Source organism: Pseudomonas sp. Sample_16, assembly GCF_004307665.1.
Lineage (GTDB): Bacteria > Pseudomonadota > Gammaproteobacteria > Pseudomonadales > Pseudomonadaceae > Aquipseudomonas.
This window is the reverse complement of sequence record NZ_RCOB01000106.1, coordinates 1-10998: the sequence shown is the minus strand read 5'-3', so window position 1 is coordinate 10998 and position 10998 is coordinate 1. Positions and strand designations below refer to the sequence as shown.

Here is a 10998-nt window from a genome sequence, read left to right as displayed (position 1 = left end):
CATGCGCACTTCATAACTCAACACCTGCACCGCCGCCCCAAGGTTCAGCGAACTGAACTCAGGGTCTGAGGGGATGTGCACGTGATAATGACATCGCTGCAGCTCTTCGTTGGTCAGGCCGGAATCTTCACGCCCGAACACCAGGGCGATTTCCGCGCCCTGCCCGGCTTCCTCGACCACTTTCGTCCCGCATTCGCGGGGATCGAGCAGCGGCCATGGAATCCGACGATCACGGGCGCTGGTGCCCAGCACCAGATTGCAGCCGACCAGGGCATCTTCCAAAGTGGCGACGACTTGCGCGTTTTCAAGGATGTCACCGGCACCAGAAGCACGGGCGTCGGCTTCGTGATGCGGGAACAGACGAGGCTCGACCAGCACCAGCCGCGACAGGCCCATGTTCTTCATGGCACGCGCAGCCCCGCCGATATTGCCCGGATGGCTGGTATTGACCAGGACGACACGAATGTTTTGCAGCAAGGGAGGCGCTCTCGAACACAATAATCGGGAGCAGAATCTTACAGCTCATCCTACCGTTAAGCCATGAAAGCGAACGTCGTCCTTCTCCTGTAGAAACTTTCTGATAGAATGCCCGGCTTTCTTTAACAACCTTAGGTGACACATCCATGCAGCCCATGCTGAATATCGCGCTGCGCGCCGCCCGCAGCGCCAGTGAATTGATCTTCCGCTCCATCGAGCGCCTGGATACCATCAAGGTCGACGAAAAAGACGCCAAGGATTACGTATCCGAGGTGGATCGCGCCGCCGAACAGAAAATCATCGACGCCCTGCGCAAGGCTTACCCGAATCACTCGATCCTGGGTGAAGAAACCGGCCTGCACGCCGGCACCGGCATCGAAGGCGAAGAGTACCTGTGGATCATCGATCCACTGGACGGCACCACCAACTTCCTGCGCGGCATTCCTCACTTCGCTGTCAGCATCGCCTGCAAATACCGCGGTCGTCTTGAGCACGCTGTTGTTCTGGACCCGGTTCGCCAGGAAGAATTCACCGCCAGCCGTGGTCGCGGCGCTCAACTGAACGGTCGTCGCCTGCGCGTCAGCGGCCGCACCAGCCTGGACGGCGCCCTGCTGGGTACCGGCTTCCCGTTCCGTGACGACCAGATGGACAACCTCGACAACTACCTGGGCATGTTCCGCGCCCTGGTGGGCCAGACTGCCGGCATCCGCCGTGCCGGTTCGGCGAGCCTGGACCTGGCCTATGTAGCCGCCGGCCGTTTCGATGCGTTCTGGGAGTCGGGCCTGTCCGAGTGGGACATGGCGGCAGGCGCCCTGCTGATTCAGGAAGCAGGCGGCCTGGTGAGCGACTTCACCGGTGGTCACGACTTCCTTGAAAAAGGCCACGTCGTTGCCGGTAACACCAAATGCTTCAAGGCCGTTTTGACGGCCATCCAGCCGCACCTGCCCGCCTCGCTGAAGCGCTAAGCTTCCCGCGACAGAAAAAGCACCCTTCGGGGTGCTTTTTTTATGCCCGAAACTGCCAACCCTTGTAGGAGCCGGCTTGCTGGCGATTCGATCTGACATTCACCATTGATGTCGACTGTTAGACCGCGATCGCCAGCAAGCCGGCTCCTACAGAGGCGGAATGCTGGCGAACCGATCTGACATTCACCATTGATGTCGACTGTTAGACCGTGATCGCCAGCAAGCCGGCTCCTACAAGGGAGATTGGTAGTGATTCAGAAATTGCGGATACAAAAAAAGCACCCCGCAGGGTGCTTCTTTTTTAACCGACCTCAGCGCTTCACTGAGCCGCCTGATTCTCCGACAAGACCAACTTGCCCTCTTTATCCACAGGGATCTGGTTGCCTGGATCGCGATCCATGCGCACCTTGCCTTCCTTGCCGTCCAGCGAATAACGCACGTCGTAACCCACAACCTTGTCGCTGATGTCATTCACCGTATTACAACGGGTTTGGGTCGTGGTGTAGGTGTCACGCTCCTGCATGCCCTCCTGAACCTTGTTGCCGGCATAACCACCACCGACCGCGCCCGCAACCGTGGCAATCTTCTTGCCAGTGCCGCCGCCGATCTGGTTACCCAGCAAACCGCCTGCCAGCGCACCTACCACTGTACCGGCGATCTGGTGTTGATCTTTCACCGGCGCTTGCCGGGTGACCGTGACGTCCTTGCACACTTCACGTGGAGTCTTGATTTGAGTCTTCACCGGCTCAACAGCGAGTACTTGCGCGTACTCAGGACCGTTATCTTTAACCAGGCTGTAGGTGGCCACAGCACCCCCGGCAGTCACACCGACAGCACCCAATACCGCACCAACCAGCATCGACTTGTTCACATGAACCTCCTGACCATCACCCGCGGAACATGTCCGCGCTTCTCCCAGCCTTGGAGCATAAAAAAAGGCGCGAGTTCAACTCGCGCCTTTTTCGGCTGACAGCTGGAAACGATGGCCGTTATGGACGGTCGTCGACTTCCTTCTCGGTATTCGCCGGAGGAATCAGGTCTTCAGTGCTCAGGTTCAGCCAGATCAGCACCACGTTGGCGATGTAGATCGACGAGTAGGTACCCGCCAGAACACCGATGAACAGGGCAATGGAGAAGCCGAACAGGTTGTCGCCACCGAAGAAAAGCAATGCTGCGATCGCCAGCAAGGTGGAGATCGACGTCGCCATGGTCCGCAGCAGGGTTTGCGTGGTCGAGATGTTGATGTTCTCGATCAGGTTGGCCTTGCGCAGGACCCGGAAGTTCTCACGAACCCGGTCGAATACCACGATGGTGTCGTTGAGCGAGTAACCGATGATCGCCAATACCGCCGCCAGTACCGTCAGATCGAAGGTGATCTGGAAGAACGACAGGATACCGATGGTCACGATCACATCGTGGATCAGCGAAACGATTGCACCGACCGCAAACTTCCACTGAAAGCGGAAAGCCAGGTAGATCAGGATGCCGCCCAGCGCCATCAGCATGCCGAGGCCGCCCTGGTCGCGCAGCTCTTCACCCACCTGCGGGCCGACGAACTCGACACGCTTGACCGTTGCCGGGTTCTCGCCACCGACCTTCTGCAAGGCCTCGGCGACCTGGTGCCCCAGTTGCGGGTCTTCGCCAGGCATACGCACCAGCAGATCGGTGGTCGCACCGAAGTTCTGCACGATGGCTTCGTGATAGCCGGCAGTCACCAGCTGTTCACGCACCTTGGTGACGTCGGCCGGACGCTCGTAGGTCAGCTCGATGAGCGTACCGCCGGTGAAGTCCAGGCCCCAGTTCATGCCCTTGGTGGCGACGCTGAACAGGGCCAGCACGGTAAGGAACAATGTGACGCCGAACGCGAAGTTGCGAACGCCCATGAAGTTGATTGTACGTAACATGGCAGCCCCTTAAATCCACAACTTCTTGAAGTCACGACCGCCGAAGATCAGGTTGACCATCGCGCGGGTCACCATGATGGCCGTGAACATCGAGGTAAAGATCCCGAGGGACATGGTCACTGCGAAGCCTTTGACCGGGCCGGTGCCCATGGCAAAGAGGATGCCGCCGACCAACAGTGTTGTCAGGTTGGCGTCGAGAATCGCAGTAAATGCCCGGCCGAAGCCTTCGTTGATTGCACGCTGCACGGTCATGCCGGCGGCGATCTCTTCACGAATCCGCGAGAAGATCAGCACGTTGGCGTCGACCGCCATACCCATGGTCAACACGATACCGGCGATACCCGGCAGGGTCAGCGTTGCACCCAGCAGCGACATCAAGGCCAGCAGCATCACCATGTTCACCGCCAGCGCGACGGTGGCGATGATGCCGAAGAAGCGGTAGATGGCGATGATGAACAGCGAGACGAACAGCATGCCCCACAGCGACGCATCGATACCCTTGGTGATGTTGTCCGCACCCAGGCTCGGGCCGATGGTGCGCTCTTCAGCGAAGTACATCGGCGCCGCCAGACCACCGGCACGCAACAGCAGCGCCAGTTCAGACGATTCGCCCTGGCCGTTCAGGCCGGTGATACGGAATTGCGCACCCAGCGGCGACTGAATGGTCGCCAGGCTGATGATTTTCTTCTCTTCCTTGAAGGTCTGTACCGGCACGTCTTTCTCGACGCCGTTGACCACTTGCTTGGTGTAAGTGGTCACAGGACGCTGCTCGATGAAGATCACCGCCATGCTGCGACCGACGTTCGAACGGGTCGCACGGCTCATCAGCTCGCCACCATGCCCGTCCAGGCGAATATTCACTTCCGGCGAGCCTTGCTCACCGAAACCTGCCTTCGCATCGGTTACCTGGTCACCAGTGATGATCAAGCCACGTTCGATCAGGGCCGGAGGACGGTTGCCCTCACGGAACTCGAAGGATTCGGAAGTGGCTTTCGAAGCACCAGGCTCAGCTGCCAGACGGAACTCGAGGTTGGCCGTCTTGCCGAGGATACGCTTGGCTTCTGCGGTGTCCTGCACGCCCGGCAACTCAACCACGATACGGTTGGCGCCCTGACGCTGAACGATCGGTTCGGCAACACCCAGCTCGTTGACGCGGTTACGTACCGTGGTCAAGTTCTGCTTGATGGAGTATTCGCGGATTTCCGCCAGCTTGGCCGGGGTCATCGCCAGACGCAGTACCGGTTGACCATTGAGGTCGGCCGGAACAATGTCGAAATCGTTGAAATTCTTGCGGATCAGGCTACGGGCCTGTTCACGGGTTGCTTCATCAGTGAAGCCCAGCTGAATGGCACCATCGAGTTGCGGCAGGCTGCGATAGCGCAGTTTCTCTTTACGCAACAGGCTCTTGACGTCGCCTTCGTAGACTTTCAGGCGTGCATCGAGGGCTTTGTCCATGTCCACTTCCAGCAGGAAGTGCACACCACCGGACAAGTCCAGACCCAGCTTCATCGGGTGCGCAGCGAGGTTGCGCAGCCATTGCGGGGTGGTTTGTGCCAGGTTCAGCGCGACAACGTAGTCATCACCCAACGCCTTGCGCACGACGTCCTTGGCTGGCAGCTGATCTTCAGCCTTGGTCAGGCGAATCAGCCCGCCCTTGCCGCCCTCTGCCAGCGTGGCAGCCTTGACGTTGATCCCGGATTCCTTGAGCGCAGCGCTCACACGGTCCAGATCAGCCTGATTGACCTGCAGTGCTGTGCTGGCACCGCTGACCTGAATGGCCGGGTCATCAGGATAAAGATTGGGAGCGGAATAAATCAGACCGATCGCCAGCACCGCCAGGATCAGAATGTATTTCCACAGAGGATATTTGTTCAGCATCACGCCGCCCGTTTATGACGCGGGGCGCCTTGCGCGCCCCGTCGATTGAAAATGAAGATGAAACTTAGATCGCTTTCAGCGTGCCTTTTGGCAGCGTGGCGGCGATGGCGCCTTTCTGGAATTTCATTTCGACGGTGTCGGAAACTTCCAGAACGACGAAATCGTCAGCTACTTTGGTGATCTTGCCGGCGATACCGCCAGTGGTCACGACTTCGTCGCCTTTCTGCAGGCTGCTCAGCAGGTTTTTCTGCTCTTTGGCGCGCTTGGCCTGTGGACGCCAGATCATCAGGTAGAAGATGACCAGGAAGCCGACCAGGAAAATCCACTCGAAACCGCCGCCCATTGGGGCTGCCGCAGGTGCAGCAGCGTCAGCCATGGCATTAGAGATAAAAAAGCTCATTTAGCACTCCAGTTGCAAATGTTGAATCTTGGGGTCAGAAAACTCAGTCCAAAGGCGGAACAGGTAACCCGCGTTTGGCGTAGAAGGCATCGACAAAGGCGGCCAATGTACCCTGTTGAATAGCCTCGCGCAAACCAGCCATAAGCACTTGATAATGACGCAAGTTATGGATGGTATTAAGCATGCTTCCCAGCATTTCGCCGCACTTGTCCAGGTGATGCAGATAAGCGCGGGAGAAGTTCTGGCAGGTATAGCAATCGCAGGTCGGATCGAGCGGCGAATCATCATGGCGATGGAACGCGTTTCGGATCTTCAGCACGCCGGTATCGATGAACAGATGCCCGTTGCGGGCATTACGGGTTGGCATCACGCAATCGAACATGTCCACACCGCGGCGCACACCCTCAACCAAGTCTTCGGGTTTGCCAACGCCCATAAGGTAACGAGGTTTGTCAGCCGGCATCATGCCCGGCAGATAATCCAGCACCTTGATCATTTCATGCTTGGGCTCGCCCACCGACAGACCGCCAATGGCCAGGCCGTCGAAGCCGATCTTGTCGAGGCCTTCCAGGGAGCGCATGCGCAAATCCTGGTGCATGCCGCCCTGAACGATACCGAACAGCGCCGCCGTGTTGTCGCCGTGGGCGTTTTTCGAGCGCTGAGCCCAACGCAATGACAATTCCATGGAAATACGGGCGACGTCTTCGTCAGCCGGGTACGGCGTGCATTCGTCGAAAATCATCACGATGTCGGAGCCCAGGTCGCGCTGGACCTGCATCGACTCTTCCGGGCCCATGAACACCTTGGCGCCGTCGACCGGGGAAGCGAAGGTCACGCCCTCCTCCTTGATCTTGCGCATGGCACCCAGGCTGAACACCTGGAAACCGCCGGAGTCGGTCAGGATCGGGCCTTTCCACTGCATGAAATCGTGCAGGTCGCCGTGCTTCTTGATCACTTCCGTGCCCGGGCGCAGCCACAGGTGGAACGTGTTGCCCAGAATGATCTCGGCACCGGTCGCCTCGATATCCCGTGGCAGCATGCCCTTGACCGTGCCATACGTGCCCACTGGCATGAAAGCCGGGGTCTCGACGGTACCGCGCGGGAAGGTCAAGCGACCACGACGAGCCTTGCCATCAGTGGCCAGCAGCTCGAAAGACATACGACAGGTGCGACTCATACTGTTTCCTCTGGGCCCGATTCTTTAGGGGCAGTCGGCGCAGGATTACGCGTGATGAACATCGCATCACCGTAGCTGAAAAAGCGGTATCCATTGTCGACAGCAGCCTTGTAGGCGGCCATGGTCTCGGGATAACCGGCGAACGCCGAAACCAGCATCAACAGCGTGGATTCGGGCAAATGGAAGTTGGTGACCAAGGCATCGACCACATGAAACGGCCGGCCAGGGTAAATGAAAATATCTGTATCGCCGCTGAACGGCTTGAGCACGCCATCGCGCGCGGCACTTTCCAGCGAGCGCACACTGGTGGTCCCCACCGCCACCACACGACCGCCACGAGCACGGCAGGCGGCAACCGCATCGACCACGTCCTGGCCGACTTCCAACCATTCGCTGTGCATGTGGTGGTCTTCGATCTTCTCCACGCGCACCGGCTGGAACGTACCTGCGCCGACGTGCAAGGTCACGAACGCCGTCTCGACGCCCTTGGCGGCAATCGCCTCCATCAGCACCTGATCGAAATGCAGCCCCGCCGTCGGCGCCGCCACCGCCCCCAGGCGCTCGGCGTACACAGTCTGATAACGCTCGCGGTCCGAGCCTTCATCCGGGCGGTCTATATAAGGAGGCAACGGCATGTGCCCGACGCGGTCGAGCAGCGGCAACACCTCCTCGGCAAACCCCAGCTCGAACAACGCATCGTGCCGCGCCAGCATCTCGGCCTCGCCACCGCCGTCGATCAGGATCTTCGACCCAGGCTTGGGCGACTTGCTGGAACGCACATGGGCCAGTACGCGATGACTGTCGAGCACCCGCTCCACCAGGATTTCCAGCTTGCCGCCGGAAGCCTTCTGGCCAAACAGCCGCGCCGGAATCACCCGGGTATTGTTGAACACCATCAAGTCACCGGGGCGCAAATGCTCCAGCAAATCAGTGAATTGACGGTGTGCCAGGGCGCCGCTGACCCCATCCAGGGTCAACAGGCGACTACCGCGACGCTCGGCCAAAGGATGGCGGGCGATCAGCGAATCAGGGAGCTCGAAAGTAAAGTCAGCAACGCGCATGATGGGGTTCGTCTAGCAGGGCCGGGAAGTCTAGCGGAAATATCAAAAATTCTCCATGTACCTGATTGACCAGCGGTTATCTCATCTCTATACTTCGCCGCCATTGAGCCCTGATGGCGGAATTGGTAGACGCGGCGGATTCAAAATCCGTTTTCGAAAGGAGTGGGAGTTCGAGTCTCCCTCGGGGCACCAAAATTAAGAAAGGTCTTGCTTAGCAAGGCCTTTTTTTTCGCCTGCAGAAAAGCACCAACCCCCACCGCCATCCTGTGGGAGCTGGCTTGCCAGCGATGCTTTTGATCTCCTCCCCCTCGGTCAGTAAAACACTCATCAAGGATTCCCCCCATGGAATTGCACCTGGAAACCGTCGCCCTCTTCTCCCTCAAACTGGCTTATGAATCGGAAGGCCAGAGCCCGATTTTGCGGGATGATCTGGTGATGGGTGATTACCAGCGGGATGTGTTTGAGTTGCTGGTGCGGCGGGGGGATGTTGAGGGGATTCAGGTGAAGGTGGGTGAGTGTGTTGGGTTGGCGTTGGAGGCTGTTGGGGGTGTGGATAAGCCGTTGGGGCGGGAGTTGGGGAGGTTGGCGGCTGAATTAGCAGGTATCCAGACGATGGAGCAGATTGATGCGCCACTCATCGCTTTAAAGGACTATTTGAAAGATATCCAGTGATATGAGCATTTGTTGTCGAGACATTGCGCATTGCAGTTGCCAACCTGCTGCTTGAGTAGACCTATCAGTTCTGCTAGTACCCCTACCTCGCCAGTTATTCAATAATGAACGCCTTCACTTGGGATTTCAGAGGTGTTCACCCATGACTGCCCGAAGCGAAACTCTACTGTGCCAATATCGCCATGATGCCCTCGACCAGCTGGTCGGTAACGTGATGCAAGGCGAGCAAGAGCGTCAGCACTTCTACTGCAGAAATCGCCTCTGCACAGAGATACAGGGGAAGACAAGCCACTCCATCCTCCAACACAGCGACCAATTGTTGGCGCAGCTGCAGAGTGAGGGTGATGTGTCCCACACCATACTTCTGGCCAGCGATCAACAACGCTCGGTATTGCAGACGCTCAAGACCAATCATCAACCACAATCTTTCGCCTACTTGCCTTATGGACATAGCCCCTTTACAAGTGGGCTACTCAACATGCTTGGCTTTAATGGTGAGCGCAGGGATCCGCTGACGGGAAATTATTTTTTGGGGAACGGATATCGGGCGTTTAGTCCGGTTTTGATGCGATTTCTCAGCCCGGATCATTTAAGCCCGTTCGGAGAGGGTGGCTTTAACGCATATGCCTATTGCGAAAATGATCCAATCAATTATGCAGACCCGACGGGTAAAGCAAAGCTTCTTCTTATCGCGCGTAGAATTTTCAACCAATCAAATGTATCCAACGCCTTATCCAGAGTTAAGAATAGTCTAGGCAGTATAAAAAAAACCAAAGCAATAAAAACAGTAAAGAAAACCACACAGCCTATCCCTCCAAACACACAGCAAACAAACGCTCCTGCGACAACAACAAACCTTGGCAAAACGCCCGACACCTCCAAGAACCTAAGCGCGCTTGCGCATAAAAAAATGGACGTCAATAAGTCTTCTACAACTCAAAACAGAACCCGCACAGCCCCTATTCTTAACGATACTAATCCTGACAGGTGGGACATTCGACTCAGGCCGCGCGCAACTCAGCGTGTCGTTAAACCGCCAGTTTCACCCTCAATTCATAAGTACGCTCTTCCTGACGGGTGGGGCGGATTACTACCCAACGACCCCAGACTGCAACCCGTTGTTCAATTAATCCGCATTACGGTTTAATCATCCATGGAAAACACTGTTAAATTCCAGGACAGGTGGCCATGCCGTAGTAACGGTACTTCGTTTCGATCAGAAAAATGAAAAATGGAGACGGATTTATTTCGAGTTTAACCCACTAATAAATGTGCCCCCTTTTCCTTCAGGCTGGAGCGAGAGTGAGCATGTGTAGTCCGTTACAGAGTTGAGGGTAGTGGCGCGACGCTACTATTTTGCCAATTTGCTGTCCACTGGCAGCCCAAGGGGTAGGCCCCATTTCCTGCCTACTGGGAGTTGGGTTCAGTGCAGGACATTGCCAACTCTAATCAAACAGCCTATAGCGCAGTTCTTTGCCAAAGAAAATAGATACAAAATACAAAATAAACCCAGCCCACAGACTGACTTTCATTACATCCCTAAATAGCTGCTTGCAAGAGGAACGATAGTGATTGACTACGGCGCCACATATCGTACCAACTGAGAGCAGAATCAACGACAGTGCTGGCACAGCAACATCCAAACCTTTGAACTCCAACAATTCTGAATGAAAGCGATTTCCATAAGGTAGCACGAGATACTCAAACCAAATCGCATAACCGGCGAATGATAAAAATATAAAGGAAATTAAACCGAGCACGATCGTTAATCGATTTTTATGTACCCGCGATACAGTTTCTTTTTTTGATTCATGCCTGGACTTTCTACATCCATAACAGAGACCGATTTTAATCCCTCTTGTTCTTTCTTCATTTAATGCGCCACAGCATCTGCACTTTCTTGCTATTGACTTGAATTTTCCACGAGCCATCCGTCCAAGCCCTTCGTTATGTATGACTCACCATTAAGTCCATTGCTGCATTGCAGATCCGAGCAAGGCCAACCCAAGGAAATCCGCCTCAAAACTCGCTTTAGGCCCAAACGACATAAAGCGAATAAAGGAAAATCGTAAAAAAGAATACGCCGCCAGTGATCCACGGCGCTAACAACTTTCTCTTGAGATGAAGCGGCAGATTCTCCAATTCATTTTCTTCAATAAGGCCTCGTCTCTCGCAAAACTTAGGAATCAAAAACATTAAAGCAATTGAACAATTTCTAACAACTGAGCCTAGCAACCCCAAGCCTGACAAACCTTTTCGATTAATCGCAACAAACTTACTTTTTCTAAGATATTTTTCAATCAACCCGGTATATAAGTAAAAGGACAAAAATATCCAGCATAATGCAAAAAATAAGCATATCATTGAAACTAGCGCAATGTAGGCCAATACAACCTCAGTCATAGCAAAGCGCCCCTATATAATATTTCACCAATTTGCTCTCCAGCTATACCACCAAATTCCC

Annotated in this window: 12 protein-coding genes and 1 tRNA gene; 4 read left to right on the top strand and 9 right to left on the bottom strand. The window is 55.7% G+C overall.

Annotated elements, in window-relative coordinates; translation table 11 throughout:
- Positions 1-477: RNA methyltransferase (locus D8U69_RS15300; RefSeq protein ID WP_130907644.1), on the bottom strand; the 477-nt coding region annotated here is incomplete at its 3' end.
- A 146-nt stretch (positions 478-623) separates the two neighbouring features.
- On the opposite strand from D8U69_RS15300, the gene suhB reads away from it, so the two are divergent.
- Positions 624-1442, top strand: coding sequence for an inositol-phosphate phosphatase (suhB, locus tag D8U69_RS15295; protein WP_056855160.1), 819 nt, complete (start codon positions 624-626; stop codon positions 1440-1442).
- Between the two features lie 319 nt (positions 1443-1761).
- Here suhB and D8U69_RS15290 read toward each other — a convergent pair whose 3' ends face one another.
- The 6 genes from D8U69_RS15290 to queA form a co-directional block, all read right to left on the bottom strand.
- Positions 1762-2313, bottom strand: coding sequence for a glycine zipper 2TM domain-containing protein (locus D8U69_RS15290; protein ID WP_056855159.1), 552 nt, complete (start codon positions 2311-2313; stop codon positions 1762-1764).
- Between the two features lie 118 nt (positions 2314-2431).
- The gene (gene secF / locus D8U69_RS15285) at positions 2432-3346 is read right to left on the bottom strand and encodes a protein translocase subunit SecF (protein ID WP_056855158.1); all 915 of its coding nucleotides are present in this window, start codon (positions 3344-3346) and stop codon (positions 2432-2434) included.
- Between the two features lie 9 nt (positions 3347-3355).
- Positions 3356-5224: a protein translocase subunit SecD gene (gene secD / locus D8U69_RS15280; protein WP_130907643.1), complete on the bottom strand. Its 1869-nt coding sequence runs from the start codon at positions 5222-5224 to the stop codon at positions 3356-3358.
- A 64-nt stretch (positions 5225-5288) separates the two neighbouring features.
- A complete protein-coding gene (gene yajC, locus D8U69_RS15275; protein WP_007956696.1) occupies positions 5289-5624 on the bottom strand; it encodes a preprotein translocase subunit YajC in 336 nt (111 codons plus the stop codon).
- A gap of 43 nt (positions 5625-5667) precedes the next feature.
- The gene (tgt, locus tag D8U69_RS15270; protein ID WP_162250580.1) at positions 5668-6783 is read right to left on the bottom strand and encodes a tRNA guanosine(34) transglycosylase Tgt; all 1116 of its coding nucleotides are present in this window, start codon (positions 6781-6783) and stop codon (positions 5668-5670) included.
- 14 nt (positions 6784-6797) lie between these two features.
- The gene (queA, locus tag D8U69_RS15265) at positions 6798-7862 is read right to left on the bottom strand and encodes a tRNA preQ1(34) S-adenosylmethionine ribosyltransferase-isomerase QueA (protein ID WP_130907642.1); all 1065 of its coding nucleotides are present in this window, start codon (positions 7860-7862) and stop codon (positions 6798-6800) included.
- Between the two features lie 107 nt (positions 7863-7969).
- On the opposite strand from queA, the gene D8U69_RS15260 reads away from it, so the two are divergent.
- From D8U69_RS15260 to D8U69_RS15250, 3 genes are all read left to right on the top strand, one after another.
- Positions 7970-8054: transfer RNA gene (locus tag D8U69_RS15260), tRNA-Leu, on the top strand.
- A gap of 150 nt (positions 8055-8204) precedes the next feature.
- Positions 8205-8534: a hypothetical protein gene (locus D8U69_RS15255; RefSeq protein ID WP_130905818.1), complete on the top strand. Its 330-nt coding sequence runs from the start codon at positions 8205-8207 to the stop codon at positions 8532-8534.
- 142 nt (positions 8535-8676) lie between these two features.
- A complete protein-coding gene (locus tag D8U69_RS15250) occupies positions 8677-9681 on the top strand; it encodes an RHS repeat-associated core domain-containing protein (RefSeq protein WP_130905819.1) in 1005 nt (334 codons plus the stop codon).
- A gap of 298 nt (positions 9682-9979) precedes the next feature.
- Here D8U69_RS15250 and D8U69_RS15245 read toward each other — a convergent pair whose 3' ends face one another.
- Both D8U69_RS15245 and D8U69_RS15240 read right to left on the bottom strand, forming a co-directional pair.
- Positions 9980-10465 (bottom strand): hypothetical protein, encoded by a 486-nt coding sequence (locus tag D8U69_RS15245; protein WP_130905820.1) that lies wholly within the window; start codon positions 10463-10465, stop codon positions 9980-9982.
- 100 nt (positions 10466-10565) lie between these two features.
- A complete protein-coding gene (locus D8U69_RS15240; protein WP_130907641.1) occupies positions 10566-10937 on the bottom strand; it encodes a hypothetical protein in 372 nt (123 codons plus the stop codon).
- Positions 10938-10998 lie beyond the last annotated feature (61 nt).

Excerpts from the sequence above, each read along its gene's own strand:
- secD (WP_130907643.1), bottom strand. The coding sequence starts at position 5,224 with ATGCTGAACAAATATCCTCTGTGGAAATACATTCTGATCCTGGCGGTG.
- D8U69_RS15240 (WP_130907641.1), bottom strand. The coding sequence starts at position 10,937 with ATGACTGAGGTTGTATTGGCCTACATTGCGCTAGTTTCAATGATATGC.
- secF (WP_056855158.1), bottom strand. The coding sequence starts at position 3,346 with ATGTTACGTACAATCAACTTCATGGGCGTTCGCAACTTCGCGTTCGGC.
- suhB (WP_056855160.1), top strand. The coding sequence starts at position 624 with ATGCAGCCCATGCTGAATATCGCGCTGCGCGCCGCCCGCAGCGCCAGT.
- D8U69_RS15245 (WP_130905820.1), bottom strand. The coding sequence starts at position 10,465 with ATGGCTCGTGGAAAATTCAAGTCAATAGCAAGAAAGTGCAGATGCTGT.
- D8U69_RS15255 (WP_130905818.1), top strand. The coding sequence starts at position 8,205 with ATGGAATTGCACCTGGAAACCGTCGCCCTCTTCTCCCTCAAACTGGCT.
- yajC (WP_007956696.1), bottom strand. The coding sequence starts at position 5,624 with ATGAGCTTTTTTATCTCTAATGCCATGGCTGACGCTGCTGCACCTGCG.
- tgt (WP_162250580.1), bottom strand. The coding sequence starts at position 6,783 with ATGTCTTTCGAGCTGCTGGCCACTGATGGCAAGGCTCGTCGTGGTCGC.
- D8U69_RS15250 (WP_130905819.1), top strand. The coding sequence starts at position 8,677 with ATGACTGCCCGAAGCGAAACTCTACTGTGCCAATATCGCCATGATGCC.
- queA (WP_130907642.1), bottom strand. The coding sequence starts at position 7,862 with ATGCGCGTTGCTGACTTTACTTTCGAGCTCCCTGATTCGCTGATCGCC.